The organism is Blastopirellula sp. SH421, assembly GCF_057808535.1.
On sequence record NZ_CM173712.1, the window covers coordinates 3,559,871 to 3,584,803 of the forward strand.

Annotated in this window: 20 protein-coding genes; 4 read left to right on the plus strand and 16 right to left on the minus strand. The window is 57.3% G+C overall.

Translation table 11 applies throughout. From position 1 onward, the window contains the following. Window positions 1-473 precede the first annotated feature (473 nt). Entirely contained in the window at window positions 474-1,205 is a 732-nt protein-coding gene (rnc, locus tag SH421x_RS14660; protein WP_488850019.1) for a ribonuclease III, read from the minus strand. 275 nt (window positions 1,206-1,480) lie between these two features. On the opposite strand from rnc, the gene mgtE reads away from it, so the two are divergent. Continuing rightward, complete coding sequence (gene mgtE / locus SH421x_RS14665) at window positions 1,481-2,833, plus strand: magnesium transporter (RefSeq protein WP_488850020.1); 1,353 nt, start codon at window positions 1,481-1,483, stop codon at window positions 2,831-2,833. A 30-nt stretch (window positions 2,834-2,863) separates the two neighbouring features. On the opposite strand, the gene SH421x_RS14670 is transcribed toward mgtE, so the two are convergent. From SH421x_RS14670 to SH421x_RS14720, 11 genes are all read right to left on the minus strand, one after another. Then, window positions 2,864-3,205: a hypothetical protein gene (locus SH421x_RS14670; protein ID WP_488850022.1), complete on the minus strand. Its 342-nt coding sequence runs from the start codon at window positions 3,203-3,205 to the stop codon at window positions 2,864-2,866. A 124-nt stretch (window positions 3,206-3,329) separates the two neighbouring features. Next, window positions 3,330-4,448, minus strand: coding sequence for a glycosyltransferase family 4 protein (locus SH421x_RS14675; RefSeq protein WP_488850023.1), 1,119 nt, complete (start codon window positions 4,446-4,448; stop codon window positions 3,330-3,332). Window positions 4,449-4,672: 224 nt separating this feature from the next. Further along, window positions 4,673-5,560, minus strand: coding sequence for a 4-hydroxy-tetrahydrodipicolinate synthase (gene dapA, locus SH421x_RS14680; protein ID WP_488850024.1), 888 nt, complete (start codon window positions 5,558-5,560; stop codon window positions 4,673-4,675). Between the two features lie 265 nt (window positions 5,561-5,825). Further along, window positions 5,826-6,539, minus strand: coding sequence for a pyridoxine 5'-phosphate synthase (locus SH421x_RS14685; protein ID WP_488850025.1), 714 nt, complete (start codon window positions 6,537-6,539; stop codon window positions 5,826-5,828). A 253-nt stretch (window positions 6,540-6,792) separates the two neighbouring features. Next, entirely contained in the window at window positions 6,793-7,302 is a 510-nt protein-coding gene (locus SH421x_RS14690) for a hypothetical protein (RefSeq protein ID WP_488850026.1), read from the minus strand. A gap of 69 nt (window positions 7,303-7,371) precedes the next feature. Then, window positions 7,372-8,361 carry a beta-ribofuranosylaminobenzene 5'-phosphate synthase family protein gene (locus SH421x_RS14695; protein WP_488850027.1) on the minus strand — a complete coding sequence of 330 codons (990 nt, stop codon included), beginning with the start codon at window positions 8,359-8,361 and terminating at the stop codon, window positions 7,372-7,374. A 76-nt stretch (window positions 8,362-8,437) separates the two neighbouring features. Then, on the minus strand, window positions 8,438-9,028 hold the full coding sequence (locus tag SH421x_RS14700) for a DUF447 domain-containing protein (RefSeq protein WP_488850029.1): 591 nt from the start codon (window positions 9,026-9,028) through the stop codon (window positions 8,438-8,440). Window positions 9,029-9,037: 9 nt separating this feature from the next. Continuing rightward, window positions 9,038-9,700, minus strand: a complete 663-nt coding sequence (locus tag SH421x_RS14705; protein ID WP_488850031.1) for an anthranilate synthase component II — start codon at window positions 9,698-9,700, stop codon at window positions 9,038-9,040. Continuing rightward, a complete protein-coding gene (gene pabB, locus SH421x_RS14710) occupies window positions 9,697-11,106 on the minus strand; it encodes an aminodeoxychorismate synthase component I (protein WP_488850033.1) in 1,410 nt (469 codons plus the stop codon). The genes SH421x_RS14705 and pabB overlap by 4 nt, the downstream gene beginning before the upstream one ends. Further along, window positions 11,103-12,509, minus strand: a complete 1,407-nt coding sequence (locus tag SH421x_RS14715) for a DUF6513 domain-containing protein (RefSeq protein ID WP_488850034.1) — start codon at window positions 12,507-12,509, stop codon at window positions 11,103-11,105. The genes pabB and SH421x_RS14715 overlap by 4 nt, the downstream gene beginning before the upstream one ends. Further along, window positions 12,506-13,291, minus strand: coding sequence for an SDR family NAD(P)-dependent oxidoreductase (locus SH421x_RS14720; RefSeq protein WP_488850035.1), 786 nt, complete (start codon window positions 13,289-13,291; stop codon window positions 12,506-12,508). Before SH421x_RS14720 ends, SH421x_RS14715 begins: the two co-directional genes overlap by 4 nt. Window positions 13,292-13,456: 165 nt before the next feature. Between SH421x_RS14720 and SH421x_RS14725 the strand changes: the two genes are divergently transcribed. Further along, window positions 13,457-14,593: a hypothetical protein gene (locus SH421x_RS14725; protein WP_488850036.1), complete on the plus strand. Its 1,137-nt coding sequence runs from the start codon at window positions 13,457-13,459 to the stop codon at window positions 14,591-14,593. A 339-nt stretch (window positions 14,594-14,932) separates the two neighbouring features. Here SH421x_RS14725 and SH421x_RS14730 read toward each other — a convergent pair whose 3' ends face one another. The 4 genes from SH421x_RS14730 to SH421x_RS14745 all read right to left on the minus strand — a co-directional run bounded on the left by SH421x_RS14730 (window position 14,933) and on the right by SH421x_RS14745 (window position 22,012). Further along, window positions 14,933-16,639 carry an outer membrane protein assembly factor BamB family protein gene (locus SH421x_RS14730; RefSeq protein WP_488850037.1) on the minus strand — a complete coding sequence of 569 codons (1,707 nt, stop codon included), beginning with the start codon at window positions 16,637-16,639 and terminating at the stop codon, window positions 14,933-14,935. A 17-nt stretch (window positions 16,640-16,656) separates the two neighbouring features. Continuing rightward, the gene (locus SH421x_RS14735; protein WP_488850038.1) at window positions 16,657-19,920 is read right to left on the minus strand and encodes a DUF7133 domain-containing protein; all 3,264 of its coding nucleotides are present in this window, start codon (window positions 19,918-19,920) and stop codon (window positions 16,657-16,659) included. 105 nt (window positions 19,921-20,025) lie between these two features. Beyond that, on the minus strand, window positions 20,026-20,640 hold the full coding sequence (locus SH421x_RS14740; RefSeq protein WP_488850040.1) for a YMGG-like glycine zipper-containing protein: 615 nt from the start codon (window positions 20,638-20,640) through the stop codon (window positions 20,026-20,028). Between the two features lie 238 nt (window positions 20,641-20,878). Further along, window positions 20,879-22,012: a hypothetical protein gene (locus SH421x_RS14745; protein WP_488850041.1), complete on the minus strand. Its 1,134-nt coding sequence runs from the start codon at window positions 22,010-22,012 to the stop codon at window positions 20,879-20,881. A 320-nt stretch (window positions 22,013-22,332) separates the two neighbouring features. Between SH421x_RS14745 and SH421x_RS14750 the strand changes: the two genes are divergently transcribed. Next, window positions 22,333-23,541, plus strand: a complete 1,209-nt coding sequence (locus SH421x_RS14750) for a trans-sulfuration enzyme family protein (RefSeq protein ID WP_488850043.1) — start codon at window positions 22,333-22,335, stop codon at window positions 23,539-23,541. A gap of 205 nt (window positions 23,542-23,746) precedes the next feature. Further along, entirely contained in the window at window positions 23,747-24,889 is a 1,143-nt protein-coding gene (locus SH421x_RS14755; protein WP_488850044.1) for a trans-sulfuration enzyme family protein, read from the plus strand. Window positions 24,890-24,933 lie beyond the last annotated feature (44 nt).

The window sequence follows — 24,933 nt, forward strand, 5'->3', positions numbered from 1 at the left end:
TCTGGTTGGTTCGATCCGGATTGGAATCGCCAAGCGGTTTCCCTCGCTGGCGCTGCGGGCTAGTGTGAACGTTTTTGACTTAATTCCTACCGCGTTTTCCGTTCTTCATCCGTGGTATCCGTGTTCCGTTTCTTACGAACCTGTTAAACAACGCAACTTCAAAAAGCACGAGCGAGTGAATCTGTCTGGTTGGTTCGATCCGGATTGGAATCGCCAAGCGGTTTCCCTCGCTGGCGCTGCGGGCTAGTGTGAACGTTTTTGACTTAATTCCTACCGCGTTTTCCGTTCTTCATCCGTGGTATCCGTGTTCCGTTTCTTACGAACCTGTTAAACAACGCAACTTCAAAAAGCACGAGCGAGTGAATCTGTCTGGTTGGTTCGATCCGGATTGGAATCGCCAAGCGGTTTCCCTCGCTGGCGCTGCGGGCTAGTGTCACGGTTTCGACTTTGTTGCGACCTTTGGCTTGGACCGCTTATTCAGCGGGATGCTCGATGGGTCGGCCTTCGATTTCGGACAGTGCGTTTTGGGCGGCGCGTTGCTCGGCTTCTTTTTTGTTGCGTCCCCAGGCGGCGCCGTACCGAACTCCAGAGACTTGGGCGGCGACCTGAAAGCATTTGCTATGGTCGGGGCCTTTTTCGTCGAGCAGCAGATAGTTGGGGGTTGCGCCATGCACGCGCTGGGCGTATTGCTGGAGCGACGATTTGAAATTGGCGCCGGCCTCGCCGGAAACAGCCAACTCGATCTCGTCTTCTAGATTGCCCAGGACAAATTCTTCGGCCGGCTTGGGACCGCCATCCAAGTAGATCGCGGCGATGATCGCCTCAAAAACGTCGGCCAACAGCGACGGCGGAACCGAAGGACTAGACGACATTCCTTTGCCGACAATTAAAAACTCTTCGAGCCCAAGCACGCGACTTAACTTTGCGCAGGTCAACCGGCTGACGACAACCGATTTGATGCGGGTCAGATCCCCTTCGAGAAAATGAGGGAAGCTGCGAAACAGGGCTTCGCAAACGACGCGGCCCAAAATGGCGTCGCCGAGAAACTCGAGACGCTCATTGCTTTCGAGCCGGTGACTGGCTCCCGAAGCATGGGTTAATGCAGATTTTAATAAAGATTTTTCTTGAAACACGTAGCCAATCCGAGCCTCACATCGCGAGATGGGGTCATCAAGTTGGCTCGGCGCTTCGGAAGATTCGCTCATTGCGGACCTAGTTTTCGCCAGTTGAGCGTTTCCTCCGTTGCGACCACGACATTGACTTCGACATGCAGCCGATTCGTGGGCGGAACGCAGAGAACGCGAATGATAGTGCTATCAGCAACGTCAGTCTAGTTGTGTACCATGATAGCGTCAACGGTGATTGATCCGAAGGCAGCTGAAGACCTTCCCCCCGGTTCGCCAATGGACTGGGTAACCGAATCCGGCAGGGCAAGTTAGAGTAGTAACACTGCCGAACCGATCTCCGAAAAAATAGCACCATGATGAACGTCCTTTATCTGCCTGAACTGCGCGAAATGCTGGCTGAAAACGACCATCAAGGTCTGCTGGAGTTTTGCACTGCGCTGCACCCTGCGCGGACGGCCGAGTTTATGGAGGCCCTGACCGCCGACGAGGTCTGGAACGTCCTGCGACATGCCGACACGCAATTGCAGAGCGAGATTTTCGCCTACTTTGAGCATCCGTTTCAGGTCGAAATCATCGAGTCGCGCGACCCGGCGGAAGTAGCCGAGATGATCGCGTGCATGTCGGCGGACGATCGCGTCGACTTGCTGTCGGGGGTCGAAGACGAGACGGTAAACATCATTCTGGGGCTGTTGCCGCTGGAGGAACGCCGCGATTTTCAGCGATTGTCAGGGCATCCCGAAGGGACCGCCGGCGCAATCATGACGACCGAGGTTTGCCGGCTGAGCGAAGACCTGACCGTCCGACAGGCGCTGGAAGAGCTGACGCGCCAAGCGGAGGAACTGGAGACCATCTACTATCTCTACGTCGTTGACGAGAACGATCGGCTGCATGGAGTTGTCTCGACGCGGCAGCTGGTTTCGTCTTTGGGCAAACCGGATCGCAAGCTGGCCGAGCTGATGGAGCCCGAGGTGATTCATGCTCAAGTGACGGAGGATCAAGAAGAAGTTTTGCGGAAGATGGCCGACTATGACTTGTTGGCGATCCCGGTGGTGGATGACACGTTGCAGTTGGTAGGGATCATTACGCACGACGATATTTTGGACGTCGTGGTGGAAGAAGCGGAAGAAGACGCTTACCGCGCGGCGGCGGTCGAACCACTGGAAGACTCGTACCTGCAAACGCCGATTATGATCCTCAGTTGGAAGCGCGGAGTTTGGCTGATTATTCTGTTCATCGGCGCCCTGTTCACCTCGATGGCGCTGGCGCACTTTGAGGGCGAGCTGCTAAAATTCGCTTGGCTTGTCCCATTTATTCCGCTGGTTATCTCGACCGGCGGCAATACCGGCAATCAATCGGCGACACTGGTGATCATGGCGCTGAACAAGGGAGATTTGACGGCCCGCGATTGGTTTATGGTAGTGCGGCGCGAGATTTTGATGGGGCTGATTTTGGGAAGCATCCTCAGCGTCCTGGGTTATGGAATCGCATTTACCGAGGCGCCTTCGGCTTGGGCGGCGCTGGTCGTGCCGATCACCGTCTTAGCGGTCGTCGTCGCAGGCACAACCGTCGGCTCTTCGTTGCCGCTGCTCTTCAAAAGCATCAAGCTGGATCCGGCGTTGATGAGCAATCCCTTTGTGGCCGGCATCATCGACTTTTTGGGAATCGTGATCTACATGTCCGTCGCGATCTTGTTGCTGGGGGACTGATAGCCTATCCGGAGAGACTCTGAGCGAACGCTACACGCTTAGCGCCGGTTGGCCGACATACAACTGCAGGATCTGACTTTGGACTTTGATCGCGCGGATCAAGACCCAGACTTGATCGGGCGTAAAGCTACGCGGGTCCGAGCAGGAAAGTTCGTCCAGTTCGGCCGTCATTGCGGCGTGTTGGTCGGTGGCGGCTTGCAGCTTTAGCCCCACTTCTTTCCAAACGGTGGTCAGCAGCTCTTCGCTGGCCAATTGTTGGGTGTCTTTGACCGAGTTCGAGAGCAACAAACAGAGCCGGGCGACATCTTTGATGTCCGCACTGGGTTGTAAATGCTGAATTCGATCGGCGAGTTCGCGGCAAGAAACGTTCATGGCTTGTGTCCAGCCTGGAAGACGAGTAGGCGATTGCCCCCTGCGGGCCTATCGAACTTTAGCTCAGTTTGCAGCTCCTTTCTCAGAAAATCTGCCGCCGATTGCAAGTCGCTAGGCGCAACCGTTAGAACCGCGCCAACAGGGCGTCATAGCGGCGCAGGATCTGTGCTGTGGACCGAGAAGTTTCGAAGATTTCGCTGCGCAGTTGCGATTTGCCGCGAAGTTGCGTGCGATAGGCGTCGTCCGTTAGTACGCGGCTGATCGCCGCCGCCATCGCCGCGGCGTCGTCTACCGGAACCAACGCGGCCGAGTCAGACGGAAAGATCTCGCAAGTTCCTCCGACCGCGGTCGCTACAACCGGTAAAGATGTCGCCGCCGCTTCTAGCAAGACGCGCCCCAGCGGCTCTTGTCGCGCGGCATGCACCAGCAGGGTCAACTCACGCAGCAGCACCGCGACGTCTGATCGAAATGCGAGAAAACTGACGGCGCCCGTTAGTTGTTGCCGCCGCACAAACTGATGCAACGCTTGCTCGTAGGCAATCGCTTCTTGCTTTTGCGAAAAGCGTTCTCCCACGATCAACAGGTGCGTATCCTGGTGGTCGGCGTGCACTTGGGCGAAGGCTTGCAGCGCGATCTCTACTCCTTTGCGCATCCCTAGCTGGCCGATGATCGCCAGCAGACGCGTCTTTGCCGGCAGTCCTAGTTCGCGCTGCAAACAGCCGGTCGCCGGCGCCGGATAAAACTGCGACTTGTCGACGCCGTTATAAATCACATGGGTCGACTCTGGGTCGAGACCTTGGGCGACATGAAAGTCGCGCGTCGCCTGGGAGACGGCGATTCGCGCGTGAAGCTGATTTAGGTCATCGATCACGCGGCGATTGAGTTTGAGGATGTCACGCAGATGGCCGACTTTCACCACCAGCGATTCTGTCACCACCGGTCCTAAGATGCGGCTCATCGAGAGACTGTTGGCGTGCGCCACATCCGGTCGCAGTCGATCGACCTGCGCGGTCAGTTCGCTGCGAAGTTGCTCAAGCGGGCGTTTGCGACCTTGTTGATCGGTCACATCCCAGGCCTGATAGGTCGCGCCGGTCGCAGCGACCGCCGCCGACAAATCACCGCCGGCTGGTCCCAAGATCGACACGCGCCAGCCAGCCGATTGCAGATGCGGCAGCGTCGAAAGCAACGAGTTCTCGCCCCCGTTGAGCGTCGCATACTCGCAAAGATAAAGAACCGACGGCATGATTAAAGTTGCGATTATCGAACCAACGCGGATACTGGTCCGCAGCACCAGCGAGGGTATCCGCATGCGAGTAAAATGTCGAAATGACTAAGGACGAATGTCTAAGGACAGACAAGTTCGCCGCGGCCTCTTCTTTTGACTAGACATTAGGATTTAGTCATTCGTCATTCAAATGGAGGCACGAGGCACATTCCCTCGGCTCGCGCCTCGTGTGACGTCGCCAATTACAGCAAGCCGTATTTGGTCAACGTGGCTCGCAATTGCGCTTCTTCGCTTGGTTCGAGCGGCGTCATTGGCAGGCGAAGTTCGCCGGTGTCGCGTCCTAGCATCTGCATCGCGGCTTTGATCGGGATTGGGTTGGTCGCCAGGCCGAGCATTTCGCGGCAGAGACCAAACAGCTTGAAGTGAAGCGCTTTCGCTTCGGCCAGCTTGCCTGCGGACATGGCGGCGACCATGGCGATCATGTCTTGCGGCACGATGTTGCCGACGACCGAGATCACCCCTTCACCGCCGACGGACATCATGGGGATCGTCAGGCTATCGTCGCCGCTTAGCACGGTCAGGTTGGTCCGCTCTAGCACTTGCGAAGTCTGGTCGAGCGAACCGGTCGCATCTTTGACCAGCTTGATGTTTTCGAGCTCGCCCAGCTTGGCGATCGTATCGGGCTCAATATTCTTTGCGGCGCGGCCGGGAATGTTGTAAACGCAGATCGGCACGTCGACAGCTTCGGCGACCGCTTTGAAATGCTCGTAAAAACCGCGCTGCGTCGGCTTGTTGTAGTACGGAGCAACCATCAGCGCTGCATCGGCGCCTTCTTTGGCGGCCCACTTGGTCAGCCGCAGCGCTTCGGCCGTGCTGTTGGATCCGGTGCCGGGCATCACTTTGACGCGACCAGCGGCGGTTTCAATGACCGAACTGATGACGCGTTCGTGCTCTTCATGCGAGAGCGTCGGCGATTCGCCGGTGGTGCCGACCGGACAAAGCCCGGTGACGCCTGCCGCGATTTGAAAATCGACTTGCTGCTTCAAGCATGAGTAATCGACTTTGCCGTCCTTGAACGGAGTGACAATTGCGACCCAAACGCCAGCAAATTCAGAACCTTTTCGCGACATGAATCTTCACCGATACCAACAGAAACGAGAAAAATTAGTGCTACAAATATGGTGCAAGCCGCCCTGTTCGACAACCGGGGGGCGTGCTTCAAATCGTCGTACGGTGGGTGGAGCAAGCGCGAAAAGCCTTTGGCCACACCGATTCGCTCTCACTCGCTGGCGTAACCCACCGGCACTTGGCGATTCGACGGTGGGTTGCACAAGCGAATCAGCTCGTGAAAAAATTGCCAAATCCAAACCGCTTGCTCCACCCACCCTACCCCAACTACCCCGCGATCAGTGCTTTCATATCGCGAACCGCTTGCTGCATGCCGACCATCAGCGCGCGTGCGATAATGCTGTGGCCGATGTTGAGCTCGCTCATTTTTGGGATCGCCGCGATCGGCAGAACGTTGCTATAAGTCAGCCCATGTCCGGCGTACAGGTCCATGCCCAGATCGCAAATTTGTTGACTGGCGTGGGTCAGTTTTTCGATCTCGGCCTGTTGTTCGGCTCCGCGGGTCAGCGCATATTGCCCGGTGTGCAGTTCGACGGCGGTCGCGCCCAGCTTGCGGGCCATCACCAACTGGGCCGGCTCAGGATCGAGAAACAGACTGACCGCGATACCAGCGTCTTGCAGGCGATGGATGGCCGCTTGCACTTTTTCAGGCTGCCGTAGCAGATCGAGCCCCCCTTCGGTCGTCACTTCTTCACGCCGCTCAGGCACCAGGGTCGCTTGATCAGGTTTCAGCTCGCAAGCCAATTTCAGCACATCTTCGGCGGTCGCCAACTCCAGATTGACTTTGACCTTGGCCGTTTCACGAATGATCCGCAGATCGCGATCCTGGATATGCCGTCGATCCTCGCGTAGATGAAGCGTAATGCAATCGGCGCCCCCCATTTCGGCCAAAGCAGCGGCCCAAACCGGATCAGGCTCATTCGTCTGACGGGCCTGTCGCACGGTGGCGACATGGTCAATGTTGACTCCCAAATTGGGCATGGGGGATTTACCTTGCAGTTAGCCGAGAAATGGATAGCGAGTTCGAGATGCTGATTTTACGGCGTTTTGCCGCGCGCGTCAGCAGGACATCGCCGATCACCAAGAGGTTCGTCTCCTTGGTATACGGCGACGTCTCGGTTCCGCGAACCAGACGAAGTTTCTTCGTCCGGAAGAGAGAATACTAGCGGAAGGGCGCAAGCCCTCCGGTCTATGAGAGGCGGCTCGAAGAACCGGAGGGCTCGCGCCCTTCCGCTTACATTCTTTCGAGCTTTGATCCGCCGGCATCTTGCGCTTCCAGCGTATATGCAATCGCCGCGTGCAAGGACTCTTCATCCAATATCAAACGAACACTTCCTTTACTTGTCCACCACTGTTTTCGCATTGTTGTTTCGCGATCGAGTGTTGCGTTCAACTGTTCCTTCAGCTTCCGAGTGGACCACGCTTTGAATTGATCGCGAACCACTTCACCATGGTGATTGTTCGCTGTGACCACAACATGGCAGTGATTCGAACGACAATTAACTGCATGCAAATACCAACTGCGGACTTGGGAGTGAAGTGCGATGGTGCTCTCAACAACTTTGCGCTGAATTGGATCGAGTCGAACGAGTTTCTCTTTCATCTGTTCGCGACACCAATCGGCGAGCAAAGGTTGCGGAAGCTTATCACCTTTGCGCCACTTCGACCAACCACGTTCATCACCGGGTAACCAAGTGCCATAGCAAGTCCAAGTGATAAAGTAAGCTAACGGGTCGCTGTGCATAATTAAATTCCAACACAAGTCACGCTCGTAGTTATTCCAATGGTAGCGGAAGGGCGCGAGCCCTCCGGTCTATGAGAGGCGGCTCGAAGAACCGGAGGGCTCGCGCCCTTCCGCTTGGAGGTTAAGTCGGGCGCCGCGATTGTCGGCGGAGGTGATCTCCATTTCTAGCTCTTCACCGGCTAGCGCTTCGCGGAGATAATCGCGGGCCGCTTCGGCTTGTTGGCGATCGGTGCAGAGTCCAAAGATGGTTGGACCCCACGAGCTTTGCCCGACGCCGCGCACCCCAAACTGTTGCAGTGCGTCGACGGTGCGTTGACTCAGTTGATTGAGGTAGGCGCCCCCCTGCACTTTCACAAAACAGTTGCCGGCAAGTTCGCCGTAGCGGAACAGACTATCCGAGAAATGGTCATAGTCGGCCGCGTGCAGGGCTGGGGTCATCTCTTCGTACAAGATGCGTTTCAGCTGCTCGGTCACATCGACCGGCACCGGCGGTAATTGGCGAAACGCTGAGATCTCGGCATTTCCCGAGATACCGCTTTTTTTGGCCTGAAATACCAGGAGAAAGGCCCAGTCTGCCGGGAACTCAATCCGAGTCTCTAGCGGTGAAAGTTGTCCGGCGATTTCGACGCCGCGTTCGGCGATAAACCCACCTTGGCGGAATCCATAACAGCCGACCGCCGAACGAGCGCCGCGACCGACTGAAGCAGCGAGCGTTTCGATGGTTGCTTCTCCGCTTTGACTGACGCAGTTCAGCAGCGTCGCGACGGCCAATCCCAACTGCGTGCCAAGCCCTAGCCCCACATGTTGCCGCGGCGTATGCGTGGCGCGGATCGTGACATCCGGCAACTTGTGCCCTGTGTGACGACTCCAGCGCTCGGCGAATTCGCGGATCCGCCCGGCTGCGGCGCCGTGGGCCGAAAACTGCTCGGCATTGTCGACCGTCAAGTGCAGCGTCGGTTGCTGGATCATGACACCGCAGCCGCCGTACGCAACGACCGACCGATTGCCGAACGACAAAAGTCCGAAGTGAAGTCGACTTGGAGTGCGGATTTCGAGCAACGGTCGATCGGAGTGGGAACGATAGGAGGTGGGAATGTTTGTAGTGTAACGCTTCTGGGGCGTCCGGAAAAACCGGTTAGGCGAGGGTGCGTGATTTCGCGTCGGTTACAAAGTCGCAAATCTGCTGAAACGCCCGCTGTTCGGCGGCGCCCCCGGTTTTTTGGACCAGCGGCGCCAGACGCTGCAAATCGGCTTCGATCTCGGGAATCGGGAGAAAATCGACGCGCGTCGCCAAAATGGCTGCTTCGACAACGGCATGCAGCGCCCGGTTCAACCCAAAAAAGTCGCGGTTGCGGCCGGCGGCGACCACATCACACTGGATCGTCGACCGGTCGGTCGTCGCGTCGATCTGGTTGACTTGCAGCGCGTACCAGCGACACGCGTTTTGTAAGATGACGCCGCCGGTTTGCTCGCAGCGCGTGGTCGGGCCTACAAAAGCGTCGGTTGCGGCGCCGATGGCGGCGGCGGCCAATAGCTCGACATCGTCGGTCACATGCATGACCACCGGCGACCCGCGTCGCAGGTTGGCGAAGGTCCGTGAAGTTTGAAACGGCCGCAGCACGACGCTTTGAAACTGTCGATCGACCAGCGGTCCCATCGGCGCAACATTTACTTCGCCATCTTCACAGATGGTGGTGACTAGGCCTTCGAGCACCAAACGTTCCATCGATCGCCCTTAGAAGTAAAAAGGAACATGGGTCGGAGAGAGGCTCGGCGTCGACGTGTTGACAGTTTGATCGACCGTCGCGTCGCTGTTCCGTTGGACAGAGATGCTGGCGCTTCGCAAAAAGTTTCCGATGATCGCAAACCCTTGTTCGGTCAATATCGACTCGGGATGAAACTGGACGCCGTAGACCGGTCGCGTCAGATGGCGAATCGCCATGATGGAGCGATCCTCGACCGTCGCGATAGTGCGCAGTGACGCCGGAAGCGACTTGGGTTCGACCACGAGTGAATGATAACGGCCGACGCGGATTGAGTCTGGCAAGCCGGCGAAGAGCGGGTCTTGATCGTGTCGAATGATCGACGAGCGACCATGCATCGGCTCCTGCGAGCGAACCACTTGGCCGCCGAGGGCGACGGCGATCGCTTGATGTCCCAGACAAACGCCCAGGATCGGCGTCACGTCTAGGAACGCGCGCACCACATCGACCGAGATCCCAGCTTCGTCCGGTGTGCAAGGGCCCGGCGACAAGACAATAGCGCTCGGCTTCAGCTCATGAATCTGTATTAGGTTGATCGCGTCATTGCGGACCACGAGAGTCTCTTGACCCCACAGGCGAAAATACCGGGCCAGGTTGTTGACAAAGCTATCGTAGTTGTCGATGACCAAAATCATGAAATCGCCGCAATTGCGCGCAAGATGCCGGCTGCTTTGTGCCAGGTTTCTTCGTATTCTCGCTGAGGATCGCTTTGCACGACTAGTCCTCCGCCCACCGAAAATTGCCACCATCCGCGGGCGGCGGTGACCGTGCGGATCAAAATATTCAAATCGATCGCGCCATCTAGTCCAAGATAGCCTAACGAACCGCAATAGGCGCCGCGTACGGTTGGTTCGAGCTGAGCGATGATTTGCATCGCGCGAATCTTGGGCGCACCGGTAATCGATCCCCCGGGAAAGGCCGCCGTCAACAGATCCGTCGGTCGCGCTGCGTCATGCAACTTGCCGACGATCGTCGAGACCAAATGTTGCACCGTCGCATATTGCTCTAGTACGCACAACTCAGTGACCGCAACGCTCTCGTCTTGGCAAACGCGTGACAGATCGTTGCGCATCAGATCGACGATCATCATGTTTTCGGCACGATCTTTTTCGCTGGCCAGCAAATCGCCGCCTGAGTACATATCCCACTCTGGCCGCCCGCTACGCAGACGCGTTCCTTTGATCGGTCTCGTTTCGACGTGGCGATTGCGAACCTGGACAAACCGCTCTGGCGAGGCGCTAAGCAGCGTCACTCCGTCCATGTCAAAGTAGGAGGCGAACGGCGCCGAATTGCAGGTTCGCAAGCTGCGATAGAGAGTCGCCGGGTCGGTAGTTGCGCGCTGCAACAACCGCTGCGCCAGATTCACTTGAAAGATGTCGCCTGCCCGAATGTACTCGACAGAACGCTCGACTGCGGCCAAGTAAGCGGCCTGCGAAAAGCTGCTGGTTACGCCTGGATGCGGTGTAGCAAACTGCGGCGCTAGTTGGGATTCGGATAGCGGCGGCTGTTGGTTAGTGGATGCATGGACCGTCGCACCCGCTTCAAGCCATCCCAGGAACAAATCGGCCCGCTGCTGGGCGCGAGCTTGCCGCTTTTTACGATCCGTCTCTGGAAAACCTTGCGAGATCAACCACGCGTCACCGCTGGCGTGGTCGACGCTGATGACCACATCGTAAAAGCCGATCGCTAATTGGGGCAACGAGAATTCATCGTGCGCGGCGGGCGCGACTCCTTCTAACGCGGCGCCAAATTCATAGCCAAACAGGCCGGCGGCGCCACCTTGAAACGGAGGCAAGCCAGGGATCGTAGGGACTTCAAATTGGGAGAGCAGCTTGCCGATTTCGTCCAAGCACTGCTTCTCGTCGCGTTCGCCAGTGATCCAATGCCAAGGATCGGCGGTTAGAAAGCTGTACCGTCCTAGTCGCACATGTTGCAGCGCACTGTCGAGAAACAAACAGCGCGGCGCAGAGCGGAGTTTTTCCCACGCAGCGGCGATATCAAAATGGGGAAGCGGCAGGATCACTGGGGCAGGCTCGTTCATGACTGCTCCTTTCGCGATGCGTGCTTGCTGCGCTGCAAGCGATGCAGTTTTTCGGCCTGGGTCAAATAACCCCAGTCAAGCGATTCATCCTGGCGGTATTGTTTGTGCAATTGATTGGCCGTTAACGCTTTGCAAAGCTCGAAGCCGAGATAGAACGCGTGGGATGCGTCGACATTAGTCGGCGACGTTTCCATGAGCTGCTGGAACAGCTCAAACGGATCTGCCGCTTGGAGATGCAGTTGACGACTGATCAAGTGCAACGCGTCTCCATCGGCGAAGACGCGGTAGTTATTGTCTTTGATGGTCGCGGCGAGACGCTGTAGGTCTTCGGCCGTTTCATAGACGACGCGATCGTCTCGCAGCGTGATCAACTGCGGCTCGATCCGTTTGGGCAACACCTGATTGGTTACCGCGTAGTGCATCAAACGACGCGCCAGATCGCACTCTTTGACACTGCTCCGAGCCCAGTTGATGACCTGCGTAGTCAACACCCCACGGATCCCTAGTTCCTGACAAATCCCCAGCAGCAGCGTGTTGACCCCGGCCGAGTCCACATCGGTCAGCTCGGTCAAATTGCCGATCCCCATAAACAACTCAGCGTCTGGATAACGGCGACGGACTTCGACATAGCGGGCCAAGCTTTCGGCAAAGCCAAACGAGATCGGTTCTAGGATCGGATCAATCCGAAACGGGACCCCTAATTGCAGTAGCTGGGCGATGGTTGCATCCAACCCGGCCAGCGTTTTTGGATCGTCGGGGATCACCACCACTTCGCAGCCCCAATCCGCGGCATGCGCAACGTTGCTGGAGTTGACTGACAAGACAAGCTGGGCGCCGGCTTGGACCGCGGCGGCGATCTCGGCCGGGTTCAAACTGTCAATCGAAACCTGGAGACCTGCGTCGCGCAGTACTTTCACCGCATCGGCGACGCCGGTCCATGTGGCGCCGGGATCGCAACCAACGTCGATCAAATCGGCCCCGTCACGGGCGAGCCGCATCCCTTCGGCCCGCAGATCATCAAGCGAGAAGCTGGCGGCGTGGTTGATCTCGGCGACGATCTGGATGTCATAGGCGCCGTAGTCGTCGCCGCGGTTGGTCTCACCAAAGTAGGCCGGCAGCAGCCGCAAATCTTTCGGTCCGCGCTCGACCGGCACACCGGTCTGGGCTGCGATTACCGCCAAATCACCCAAACAATAGCCGGTCACCATCACCATGGTCGTTCCGACCGGCACATCAATCCGTGCGGCGACCCAATCTGCGGTCATCAGCGCGGCGACGGTGATATTCATCGTCTGAATGGTGTACGCAAAACCGATCCGCGGCGCGAGATCGGCCAAGATGGAGCGCAGCGCCGGTTCGGCTAGGCGCCCTGTCACAAAATGAATTTGCGGCGTTGATGTCATTCGACCCGCTCGGGGAGATGCGAATGATTGAGCCCGCCGTTGACCGGCAATACGTGTCCGGTGATGAACGAGCTATCCGGCGAAAGGAGAAACTCGACTGCGGCGGCGATATCCTGCGGCGTCCCCCAGCGCTGCAACAGCGACTCTTGGATGGCGCGATGGTTCCAAACGTCGCTGGCCGTTTCGCCCCAGGAGGTTTTAATCCAGCCAGGCGCCACCACGTTGACCCGAACCTGAGGAGCCAGCGTGCGAGCTAAACTGCGACTGAACGCGGTGATCGCCGACTTGGTTGTTGCAAACATCTCGCCGCTCTCCCCTTCCATGCCGCGCTCGGACTGATCCCAGCCAATGTTGACGATCGCGGCGCCGTCGCGCGGCGCGGCTTGCAACCGCTGGCCGACTGCGCGCGATAAATCAATCGTCGCTTCGACATCGACCTGCCAAAGGAGCTGTAATTTTTCTGAAAAAGTCAGCTCGCGATTGGCGCCAGTCAACACATCGGCGCCGGCATTGTTGACCCAATAGTCAACACCGCCCCATTTTTCCCACGCATCGATGACAAACTGCAGCCGAGCCGGCCGAGCTTGAAAATCACACACCAGCGACTGTGCTTCTCCCCCCGTTCGGCGAATTTCGTCACAAACGGCGACAGCACCGTCCCGATTTCGGCCGGCGTGAACGACAACTTTTGCGCCGCTCGCTGCTAAGCGCAGCGCAATAGCCCGGCCTATTCCGCTGGACGAGCCGGTTACGACGGCGATTTTTCCGGTCAGATCTGGCATAAGGCTGGGGGGACAAAATCGAGAACGTCAGGGGCGCCAACCACAAAGTCGACGGTATATTATGCTTGCTATGGAGAATGGCGTTTCCCGCCCGAGTCCATCGAGGACGCGGCAGCCATCTCATTCTGATACGCCGCCGCTCCCTCGACAACCAGCATTGGCCGCATGCCGAACTCCCCACCCCCCTTCAATCGCCTTAGCAGCACCTGTTTTGCATTTCGCGGTTACAACTTTGAGAATCTCGGCAAGACGCCTGAATTGCTGGCGCATGCGCAGTATGGACCGCTCGTCCGCCGCCGCTTGATCGAGTGTGGCGAAATCGCCAGCCAGAACGTCGGCCGCCGGATTGATCTGGTGAAACGTGTCGAAGCGCGGATTGAGCCAGACTTGTTGGCCTATGTTGACGCGGTGGCGCTGATCATTGCGGCCGAAATGGCGCAGCTGGATATCTTGCGCGAAATGTACGGCGTCGAACTGGCAAAATCCCAATGTTTTTTTGGTTATAGCCTGGGCGAAATTACCGCTCTGTGCGCCTCGGGCGCGCTATCGATTGAAGACGCCGTCGGCATTCCGACAGCCCTGGCGGACGATACGGCCAGTTTGGCCGTCAGTTGCCAGTTAGCGGTTTTGTTTTGTCGCAAGCAAGAATTGCCGATGAAGGTGGTGCAACGGTGCTGCATCGAAACCAATCAAGAAGGGGATGAATTGATCGGGATTTCGTCGATTCTATCGCCCAACTCGATCCTGGTAATCGGCGAAGGAACCTCGCTGGAGCGGTTTCGAGAAAAATTGGCGACCCGCATTCCGGCTCGCATCTATTTTAAAATCAACGAACATCGCTGGCCGCCAATGCACACGCCGCTGGTCTGGCGGAAGAGCATCAACACGCGAGCTGCACTGTTTATGGCCAAAATGGGGAGCGGGCTCACGGTTCCGCAGCCGCCGGTCCTGTCGCTGGTGACCGGCAAAAACAGTTATGACGAGATCAATCTGCGTGACACGATCTATCGCTGGGTCGATCAGCCGCAACAGCTGTGGTCGGTCGTCTATGAAACGCTCCGTAGCGGCGTCGAGACGATCGTCCACATTGGTCCCGGTCCCAACATTATTCCGGCCACCTACCAACGTCTGGCCGACAACGTGCAGTTGCAAACACGCGGCAGTCTCGGCTCGCGTACATTGTCGACCTTCGTCAACCGACCTTGGCTAAAATCGCTGTTGCCCGAACGCGCCTCGCTGCTGCGAGCGCCGATGATCCAGCACATCATGATCGAAGAATGGTTGCTGGCGCAGGAGTTTTAGAAGAGACGATTTCTCAGACGCCTAGCATTAAAATAGTAGCCCGAGGCGCGCCATTTGATGTTGCGCTATTGGGCCATTCAAGAAGAATGGGAACACGGAGAGCACGGATAAATCACGGAAAACACGGTAAGATAATTAAGATCCCTGAGCGTTGAGCGATCCATTTTCAACGGGTTCAAAATTTGGCTTGTGAAAGTACATTTCGATCTCAACGCTTCTTTTCTTACCGTGTCATCCGTCTTTCTTTCCGTGGTATCCGTGTTCCCATTCTTTACGAACTACCAAATAGCGCAACCTCAAATGGCGCGCCTCGGGCTAAAATTTTTGGGGAGCATCGTATCAATCTTTCTCTTTGGTCCTCAGCCGATAACAGGCGGCTTGCTCGGCGTTGCGGACTAGCAGTAGGTCTCCCGTTATGCACAGGTTGTTCCAGTTGGGCGAGATCTCGCTTTGCAGAGCCTGAATGCGTCCCTCTTCGACGTACTTGTCCGGATTGACCGCGACCAGCACCAGTTCTCCCACCTCGGTCATCACTAACAGTTGATCGCCGACCATCAGCAGTTGCCCATGGCCGAAGCCACGCTGGCGCCAGGTTCGTTCGCCGGCGGTGGTGACGCATTCCAGGATCCCCTCGTTCAGCCCATAGATAAAACCATCTTGGACAGCGACGTTGGTGAACTTGGTTTTTAAAAGCCGCCCATCGCTCCAGAGATCGTTGACCAGGTACTTGCCGTCCGCCTGTTTTTCGATCGCAATGACCCGGGCTCCTTGACCGTAACCTTTGCTGAGCAAAATTCGTCCTTCGCCCAGATCGACCGGCTGCGAACAACTTGCGGCGCCTGATGAGTCACCGGCCCAGTCGGTGATCCAAAGCTGCTGGCCGGTTTCGGGATTGTGGCCGCTGACGGTGCTTTCGTTGACGGTGACAATTTGCGTTTCGTCCCCTAGCTGAAACAGATTGGGGGACGCATAGCTCATCGGCTGCGCGCCGCCGGTCCAAACTCGCTCGCCCGACTCGGCGTCATAGGCGACCAGCGTCACGCTCTTTTCAGCCGTCGGTCCGCCAGCCGGCAAGATGACCAGTGTGCGATCTTGTCCCTTGTACAGCAGCGGCGAGCTGGCCCTGCCCCACGCGACGATCGCTTCAAACTGCGCCAGTGTCGTGTCAAACTCGGCCAGCAGATCATGTTGCCACAACACGGCGCCGCTGACCGCGTCTAAACAGATAAACAATCCAGTCGCACCAACCGCATACAGCTTGCCGGCATGCACCAGCGGCGTTGATCGCGGACCGACGAAGCCCAAGACGGTATCATGACGTGCGTCATGTTTGAAATTCCAGACAGGCTCGCCATCGGCGACGCGGTAACACGCGACATACTCGCTGGGGCCGCGCTGTTCTAGCGTGTAGGCGAGATCTCCCGCGACGACAAAACCAGACCAACCGGCGCCGATCGGACGCCGCCAAACCTGCTGCGGCGGGTTGGTGCTCCAGTCGCTATCAAGGCTAGGACCGGCCAGCTTCAAATTACGATCTGGACCAAGAAATTGGGGAAAGTCCTGCTCGGTCGAGTTTGCACTCTCGTTGTCTGTTGCAGCTTGGCTGCTGAGCTCTCCCAATCGCCGATCGGCAGTTTTGGCGAAGCGATAGGTGAACCTCGGCTTCATTTCGCCGTCGACATGCCCAATACGGAAAAAGAGAAAAAAGATCGCGATTCCGATGGCGACGCAACCCAACGGCGCGACACGAACCGCCCGACTCCAGCCGCTGAACAGGGCAAACCAGATCAGCGGAACAAAGATCGCAAAAAACAGGCCGATCAGCGTCATGATGTTGCCGGCGGCGCCGTCAAACATCATCGGTACAATCTGACGCAGCGAAGCCAACGGGCCGTCCCCTAGCTCTTTGGCCGATTGACCAAACAGGGCTAGCAGAAATGCCAAGCCCGAAATAAACCAGATTCGCAGCGGCGGCAAGATACGCGGCGGCCGAACCTGGCTGGGCAAGGTCTCATTCGCTGGACTGGACTGGACCGGCTCGGTCATGCGCTACTCCTGAGAAATCATTTTTTGTCACGCAATGATTGTAGGTAGGAGTACAAATCGGCCAACCCCTGATCGTCGACCCCGTTCAGCAGCCCGACCGGCATCATCGACTGGGTGCTGGGGCGCCGCAGAACAATTTCGTCTTCCAAAATTCGCTCGGTAACCCCGGGCCCGGTCTGAATCAGCGTGCCGGCTGGTGATTCGTAGATGATCTTTCCGATAAAGCTTTTCCCAGAACGGGTCATCAACTGCGTCGTATGGAACAGCGGCGAAACGTCGCGGTTGGGATCGACAATCGCCATAAACAGGTCGTACTGCCGGAATCGTCCGGTGATATTGTCCAAGTCCGGCCCCATCCGACCCGAGGTCGCATGACACTGTTTGCAGCCGCGAGCAGCGAAAATCGCTTCGCCCCGCTTTGGGTCTCCGGCCTCCCAGGCAATCTCGGTCAAGCGGCTTTTCCAACTTGCTTCGTCAGCGGCGTAAGCGTACAGCTCTTGGTTGAGCATCGGATGCTGGGCGGCGAACCACGCAAACCAAGGCTGATAAGTTTCGGCGGTGGTCACGCCTGGTTGGGCTGGAGTCGCGATTGCAGCGCCGGTCCAGTACTCTAGCAACTTGGCGATCGTCTGACTTTGCTGAACCGGTTGTCCCGGCATGCAGGCCGAGCGCAGCGCCTTCATCGCAACCAACAAATCGGCCGGCGCTACAGCATCGGCTGGCATCTTTTGTAAGATTTCGGCCGCAAGCAACACCGAGTCAGGAGTAGCCGACACTAGCGAATCCACAAATCGCTGGCGATCTTCGCTTTGCAGCTCATCCCCCAAACGCGCCAACACGGCATGCCGCATATTAAAGTCGTCCCAACGCGCTCGCAGCACATCGAGGCGCTCCGCCACAGGCAACGAATCAAGCAGCGGCATCATCTCGGCAGGCCAGCTATCTTCGATCGCGTCGACATCGTTCTCTTCCAAAATCTTGGTCACCGCGACCGCTTGCTGGTCAGGCGTAAAGTAGGAAGCAAACAGCGAGTGCTCGAGCAGGCCAAATTCTTCACTGGCCAGCATTGCTTCGGCCAGTTGCGGCGTCTGCTTCAGCTCGACGGCAAACGCTTCGCCCATCCGCAGCGACCAGTTTTGGCTGATCGTTAATCCTTCGTCAGCAATTTTGGCGTGCAGTTGCAGATATGCGTCCGCTGCGGCGGCAATCACTGCCGGCGACCGCTCACCCGGGATGCGCGACAGGCAAATCAAATAGTGCTCATCTTGTTCGACTGTCGTCTCGTCCGTCCAAAATTGACCAACCTGCTCAACAAAGTTGGGCGCTGGCTGCTCGATCATCGCCAAGGTTCGGGTGATCTCGGTATCGACCGTCGGCTCGCCAACCGGGAAGATCGGATCCAGCTTGTTGGCCAATTGATCCCACATCGTCAACGGCGCCGTTCGCGGGCGTCCCGGCGAGTAGCCAGCATAAATATCGGGATCAACTTGCTCGGCAGTGATGTCGCCCAGCGCGATTTGCACCACTCGAATCGCGTCTTGTTGCTCATGCAGCGAATCGGAATCTTCAAGTCGATCAACTGCTTGATGAATCACGCCGACGATGTCGCCTGAGCTGCCGTTCTGAGCCGCCGTTTGCGCCCAAATCGCCGCGATCGACTGAACGACGTTAACTTTGGCCTGAGGCGACTTAGCCAAAATTCGTTCGAGCGCAACCAATGCAGCGCTGCGAACGTTGCGATCCTCTTCGCTCAGTGAGCTCCAATTGCAGCTTTCGACCTGATCGTCGTATCGAGCAGCGGTGACAATCGCTTCCCATGCTGCGCGACGTACGAGCGGCGACGCGTGGTGAGTTAATGAATAAAACTGCGGTGGGCAAACGTTGTCGCGGCGGCAAGCCAAACTCCAGATCGCACGGGCAACAACCGCGTCATCTTTGGAGCCCAGCAACTGCTCGACTTCTGGTCCATTTTGCAAACCGCCAAAAAGTTCGGTCACAATTTCGATCGCGCGGACTCGCTCTGCCGACGGGCGCTGTTGGTCTAGCATCACGGTGACAAACGACTCTCGGCCAAGTTGCAACGCAAAGGGTGACCATTGAGAGTACGACCAAGCCGCCTGGGGCTGCGGTGCGTTTAGCACTTGTTCTAGCGGTTGAATCGCGGGACTCTGCTGCGGCTGGTCTCCTACATATTCAATCTTAAAGATCCCGCCGCGCGTGCCGCGGCCGCCGATCGCCAAGTACATTTCCCCCTGTTTGCCAACAGCGATATCAACCGGCGCAAGACCGACAGCGCCGGTCGTTTCTAGAAAGGTTTCTTGGCTCGCTTGCAAGCCACCGCCATCGGGAGTGCAGGGAAAGAAATAAACCTTGCCCAGCGTCCAGCAACAACTGAACACGCCGTCGCGATACTTTGGGGGAAACGCGGTGTGCCGATAGGTTTCGACTCCGGTCGGGGATCCGCGGCCAATGTCAACCAGCCGGGCACGACTGTCAAAGAAAGTGGGCGGACGATTCCAACTGCGCTGCCAACCATGCAGCACCCAACCGTGATGCTGGCCGACACCGATGTCAAACAAGCGATTCGGAGCGTACCACGGCAAGTGTTGATCTCGCTCGCCGTCGGCGTCAACTGTCAGCATGTGGCCGGCGGCGTCAAAGGCAAAGTCGTACGGATTACGAAAACCATGCGCCACTACTTCGCATTGGTGCGTTTGAGGGTGGATGCGAATGATCGCGCCGGTTTTGGGATGTTCGACCGGCGAGTGGCTGGTAGTGACGTGACGCTCAAAGATTTTTGCGTCGTTGCCGCAGATCACATAGATCCAACCATCGGCGCCAAAGACGACGCCGTTGGTGCCGTGTTCGGGATGGTGGGACTGCTCCAAGACCTCGGCGTCGCCATCGGCTTTGCCATCCCCATCAGCGTCGCTCAGCTTTAGCAAGCCCAAATCGCCGGTACAGTAGAGATCTGAACCGCGAAACGCCATGCCGTGCGCGCCGCTGCGGGGGACATCGGCAAACACGGTCGCGCGATCGGCGCTGCCGTCGGCGTCGTCGTCATGCAAAGTTTTGATGTAGCCAGCGCCGGCGACGACAACGCGACCCTGTGCGTCAAGCGTCATCGAGTAGATGTCGTGCGCCAGGTCGTCATCGGCAAACAGCGTGGCGCGGAAGCCAGAAGGGACCGAAATCCCGGCGGCTGTTTCAGCGGCAAAACTGGGAGCGACCAGCGTTGCTGGGACGGCGACCGTAAGCAAAAGCAGAAAAAGTCGGAGCATGACGTCAGAACCAATTGGGTGGGCTGGGTAGGCGGGAAGCTGCTTCCATCCTAAACGCCAGGGCTTGGTTGCTCAAATCTGTCTTCTGACTTTCTGTCTTCTGACTTAGTGATAAACCCCAATCGACCACGATGCGTGCGGCGGGTGGTGATAATGGTGATGTGGATGACGGTAATAGCGCGGCGGGCCGCACCACGGATCGTAATAGCGTTCTCGGACAATCACCGGCCGAGTCTCGACATACTGCACCGGCGCCACCGCAGGCGGCGCATTTTGCATCGCGGCCAATACCGGCTCGCTGACTCCAGCGCCTTTAAGCTGGATCAAATCTTGAGGAGTCGGCGGCGTCGCCATGCCGTGCCGACTGATGTGGGACATGATGACCTGGTCCCCTAGTCCGGCCTGGCTCATCGCGGCGACGTCTTGAAAGGTGGTCGCGCCGGCGATTTGTCGTCCAAGTCGCTCTTGGAAGATCGCCTGATTTCGGGCGTCGGTTTCGTCGATGCTGGATCCGACGGCCGAACCAGCAACGGCGCCAACGCCAGCGCCGATCAACGCGCCTGCGCCGGCGTTACCTGTCGCGCTACCGATCGCAGCACCGGCTACTGCGCCAGTGAGACCACCGGCGGCAGCCAAACGATCTTGGGCATACGGAGAGCGACAGCCCAGCGTCGTAACGACCAGCGCTGTTACCGAGAAATACAGCCAATCTTTCGTCATCCGATCCATCTCCGACGGCGCTCGTACTTCCTGTTCCTCACGTTATCGGCCATTTTGTGCCGATTGTGCTGCCGAGCGATGCCGAATCATGGCAGTAGCGGTTAGATGGGTCAAGCTGACTTTGGAAACAGGGCAAGTTCGGTCGATGGGGGGGACATAATTGACGATAGGTCCGAATTTCGCAGCGAAATGCAGAACTGCGCCCACTATAGAGTCGTCCTACGATGGAGGCCCCTCCCTATTTAGGGGAGAACTTGCGCCATCTCTCGAACGCGGCCGATCGTTCGACGTCGGTGGTGAAACCGACGGTGCGGTAGCTGTAGAGATAATTTGCGTCGGCGGTGATCCGATCAAAGCCAAATTCTCGCGGATTGCGGCCGCTCAAGTGGACCGCAGCCGCTAGAGCAATATCGCGAACCTGGCTTTCAAAAGGCTCTCGCTGATTGACCGGAACAATGTCACTATCATTGTCAAACATCTGTTCGAGAAACGGAATATCCTCCGGCGACCCCAATTTTGCGATCGCGAGCACCGAATAGGCCAGATGTAGATTATTTGGGATGGATTGCGATGTCGGACCTGGATCCTCGACCATCGAGCGGGCTAGCAAGACGCCGGCGTTGAGATCTTCGCGAATCGCAAGCAACAACACCGAAAAGCGATTTTGCATTGACAAATGAGGGCTATCGACGCAATTTCGAATCCAGCAGTTGAACAGCTTGCGGACCACTTCCGCTTCGTCCGGGTTGTTCAGCGCTTGGGTAATCGGTCGTGATGAGAGAGAATATTGCAGCTCGGCATAGGCAGGCGCCGTCACTTCAAACGTGTGACTGCTAGTGAGCAGCAACAGCGCCGCGACGCTCGACATGGTGGGAGGAGCCTGAGAATTGTAAAGGCGAAGCCGCAGTTCCAGCGCTCGTCGGTAAACCGCATAGTCGATCTCGTCCGGCGCCTGTTTGGCCAACTCCAACAGTTCCCACTCACTTTCAGTCATGCGGGCAAAAATTCGTCGCGCGACCGGGTCATCTCCCACGATCTCGCAAAACTCCGGCCAACAAGGGAGCGTCACGTCGTCGCTGGCGGTCCGAAATGCATGGATTCGCTCGCGCCGATCTTTGGCGACGATCTCATCCAGCAAGTTAAGCGCCTCCATTTTGACGGTCGGATCGGGCGATGTCGCCGCAACCACTAACGCCGCATGCGCTTCCATTCCGCGGGCCAGCAGGCTCTCGGCCCCTCTTTTGCGAGTCTGAAAGTCGTCAGCGCCCAGTGCGATCACCAATTCTTCAATCGATTCGGGCTCTGCGGCCGAGAGCTGCGCCACAGGCAAAGCCCACAGCAGGCTGAATAGGAAGAGTTGAGAATAGCTCATCACGCGCCGCCCAATCGGTAAGGAAAAAGAACTTTGGCTTCATTTTAGACCCTCGACCAGGGTATCGTCTATGAAAAACCTGCATGACGCCCCCGCTTGCCCCCAGACGAGCCGACAAGTACAGTAAGGATTCTTAGGGATTTGTGGCCGCTTGCAGCTTTACTGCTAAAGTGCCCTCATCAGCGAAAAGTTCGTGTGGTGAGCTGAAGAAACAGTTGTTTCTGCTGCGGCCGATGTATTTTTCAAAAGCCGCCTTCTCTGCGCCCTCTGGGTAATTCCCATTCAGCGCGACTGTGCGGACCTATTTTAAGCCGCCCAATATGAATGACCCCAATCGCATCCCGCTGGACGTTTCGGACCTTGGTTTTTCGACCTCTGCGGTCCAAGCCGGTGAAGCGCGTCAAAAGCCCGAAAATGCGATCACCGATCCAATTTTCTGCGCTTCGACCTATACCTTTCCAGATACAGCGTCGGTAATTCGCTTTATCGAAGAAGGCCAAGAGCGTGAAGAGTATGGCCGCTACGGCAATCCCGGCGAAAAAGTCGCTGAGAAAAAACTAGCCGCCCTCGAAGGGGGCGAAGAGGCCATCTTGTACTCCAGCGGCATGGCGGCGATCGTCGGTCTGTTGATGGCCAAGCTGAACGCCGGCGACGAAGTGATCTTTTTCGACGAGTGTTATCATCGCAGCCGCGAGTTTTGCTCCAAGCATCTCGCTCGGTTTGGCGTCGTCACACGTCAGGTCAAAGCGTGCGACTACGATGCGATGGAAAACGCGATCAACAAAAAAACCAAAATGTTGATCAGCGAATCTCCCACCAACCCGCATTTGAGCGTTGTCGATCTCGAAAAGTTCGCCGCGATCGGCAAACGCCATGGGGTCGAAACATTGATCGACGCCACGCTGGCCACGCCGTACAACGTTCGCCCGATCGAATATGGCGTTGACTATGTGCTGCACTCAGCGACCAAGTATCTGGCCGGTCACAATGACCTATTGGCCGGCGTGATCATCGGCTCCAAAGCCCAACTAGAGTCGGTCCGCAAGCTGCGCGGGATCATGGGAGCGGTCAATTCTCCCCACAATATCTATCTGCTGCTTCGCGGTTTGAAGACCTTCAGCTTGCGGATGGAGCGGCACAATCGCAACGGTCAGGCAATCGCCGAATTTTTGGAAGCCCATCCGAAAATCGAGAAGGTCTATTACCCCGGCTTGCCGTCACACAAATACTTTGACGTCGCACAAAAAACGATGCGGGGATACGGCGGTCTGATCACCTTTTTGGTCAAAGACGCCGATTGGCGAAAAACGGCCGATGTGATCGATGCGGTGAAAATCCCGCGAATCGGACCGAGTTTGGGCGGCGTCGAGTCGCTGATCGAACAACCGCTGGTGATGAGCTATTATCAGCTTGCACCGGAAGAACGGGCCAAGTTTGGCATTTATGACAACATGATTCGGATGGCCTGCGGCATCGAAGACGCCGAAGATTTAATCGCCGATTTGAAGCAAGCCCTCGATTCGATCTAAAAAGTAGGGTGGGTGCAGTAAGCCGCGATTGAGTGGGCGAATATCAATCGACATGGACTGGCTTGCGCAACCCACCGTGAGCTGCTTTTCACAGCGAGAGCTGGTGGCTTGCGCAAGCCGGATGTATCGTTTTGAAATTGGTTGCCTGGATTTGGCTTGCTCCACCCACCCTACGACTACTTGTTTTTGCAGAAAGTGAAAGCAGATGCAGTTCCGCACTAAAGCGATCCACGTCGGGAATCATCGCGATCCGCAAACAGGAGCCGTTGTACCGCCGATCCATGTCGCCAGCACTTACGTGCAGCCGGGGGCCGGAGAATGGGGCGAGTTTGACTATTCGCGCAGCGGTAACCCTACCCGCAAAAACCTGGAAACAACCATCGCGGCGCTCGAAGGGGGAACCGGCGCACTGGCTTACGCTTCTGGCATGGCTGCGATCCATGGCGCGATGATGCTGCTAGAGTCGGGCGACCACGTTGTCGCCGGATCTGACATCTACGGCGGCGCCTATCGTTTGCTGCACAAGATCTGCAATCGCTCTGGCGTCACCACCACGCTGGCTCCGTCCAGCGATTTGGGCGCCCTGGAAGCGGCGATCACGCCGCAGACCAAAATGCTGTGGATCGAAAGCCCCGGCAATCCGCAAATGTCGATCACCGACATCGCGGCCTGTGCCGAGATCGCCAAACGACATCACCTGCTCTTGGGAGTCGACAGCACGTTTGCAACGCCGGTGTTGACCCGTCCGCTGGAACTGGGCGCCGACATCGTGATGCACTCGGCCACCAAGTACTTTGGCGGTCATAGCGACGTGTTGGGGGGAGCGCTGGTCGTAAAAGAGAAGTCGCTTTATGATCGACTTTACTTTGTGCAAAATGCCACCGGCGCCGTGCTGGGTCCGTTTGAGTCTTTTCTGGTCAGTCGCGGCCTGAAAACCCTAGAACTGCGTGTGCGCGAACAATGCCGAACCGCGCAGAAGATCGCTGAGTTTCTCGACGCCGATCCTCGCGTCTCGCGTGTGCTGTACCCAGGACTGCCAGCTCACCCCGGTCATGAGATTGCAGCTCGTCAGATGGATGGCGGGTTTGGAGCGATGCTAAGCTTTGAGGTGAACGGCGATTTTGCCGCAACCAAAAAAGTCGCCGAATCGACCCGGCTGTTTCAGCTGGCCGTCAGCTTGGGCGCTGTTGAGTCGCTGATTGAACAGCCAGCTTCGATGTCACATGCCAGCTATGATCGCGAAGCTCGCGTGGCCCATGGAATTCGGGACGAACTGATTCGTCTATCAATCGGGCTAGAAGCGTTTGAAGATCTGCGCGACGATTTGGATCAGGCGCTCGGCGCATAAAAAAACGCCCCTTTAACAAGGCGTTTTCTGTTCGGTTCGTATTG

Coding starts and splice junctions, on each gene's coding strand:
- SH421x_RS14685 (WP_488850025.1), bottom strand. CDS start 6,539: ATGCCCAATTTGGGAGTCAACATTGACCATGTCGCCACCGTGCGACAG.
- SH421x_RS14750 (WP_488850043.1), top strand. CDS start 22,333: ATGAATGACCCCAATCGCATCCCGCTGGACGTTTCGGACCTTGGTTTT.
- SH421x_RS14715 (WP_488850034.1), bottom strand. CDS start 12,509: ATGACATCAACGCCGCAAATTCATTTTGTGACAGGGCGCCTAGCCGAA.
- SH421x_RS14705 (WP_488850031.1), bottom strand. CDS start 9,700: ATGATTTTGGTCATCGACAACTACGATAGCTTTGTCAACAACCTGGCC.
- SH421x_RS14740 (WP_488850040.1), bottom strand. CDS start 20,640: ATGACGAAAGATTGGCTGTATTTCTCGGTAACAGCGCTGGTCGTTACG.
- rnc (WP_488850019.1), bottom strand. CDS start 1,205: ATGAGCGAATCTTCCGAAGCGCCGAGCCAACTTGATGACCCCATCTCG.
- SH421x_RS14730 (WP_488850037.1), bottom strand. CDS start 16,639: ATGACCGAGCCGGTCCAGTCCAGTCCAGCGAATGAGACCTTGCCCAGC.
- SH421x_RS14675 (WP_488850023.1), bottom strand. CDS start 4,448: ATGCCGTCGGTTCTTTATCTTTGCGAGTATGCGACGCTCAACGGGGGC.
- SH421x_RS14745 (WP_488850041.1), bottom strand. CDS start 22,012: ATGAGCTATTCTCAACTCTTCCTATTCAGCCTGCTGTGGGCTTTGCCT.
- SH421x_RS14735 (WP_488850038.1), bottom strand. CDS start 19,920: ATGCTCCGACTTTTTCTGCTTTTGCTTACGGTCGCCGTCCCAGCAACG.
- SH421x_RS14725 (WP_488850036.1), top strand. CDS start 13,457: ATGCCGAACTCCCCACCCCCCTTCAATCGCCTTAGCAGCACCTGTTTT.
- mgtE (WP_488850020.1), top strand. CDS start 1,481: ATGATGAACGTCCTTTATCTGCCTGAACTGCGCGAAATGCTGGCTGAA.
- SH421x_RS14720 (WP_488850035.1), bottom strand. CDS start 13,291: ATGCCAGATCTGACCGGAAAAATCGCCGTCGTAACCGGCTCGTCCAGC.
- pabB (WP_488850033.1), bottom strand. CDS start 11,106: ATGAACGAGCCTGCCCCAGTGATCCTGCCGCTTCCCCATTTTGATATC.
- dapA (WP_488850024.1), bottom strand. CDS start 5,560: ATGTCGCGAAAAGGTTCTGAATTTGCTGGCGTTTGGGTCGCAATTGTC.
- SH421x_RS14700 (WP_488850029.1), bottom strand. CDS start 9,028: ATGGAACGTTTGGTGCTCGAAGGCCTAGTCACCACCATCTGTGAAGAT.
- SH421x_RS14755 (WP_488850044.1), top strand. CDS start 23,747: ATGCAGTTCCGCACTAAAGCGATCCACGTCGGGAATCATCGCGATCCG.
- SH421x_RS14670 (WP_488850022.1), bottom strand. CDS start 3,205: ATGAACGTTTCTTGCCGCGAACTCGCCGATCGAATTCAGCATTTACAA.
- SH421x_RS14690 (WP_488850026.1), bottom strand. CDS start 7,302: ATGCACAGCGACCCGTTAGCTTACTTTATCACTTGGACTTGCTATGGC.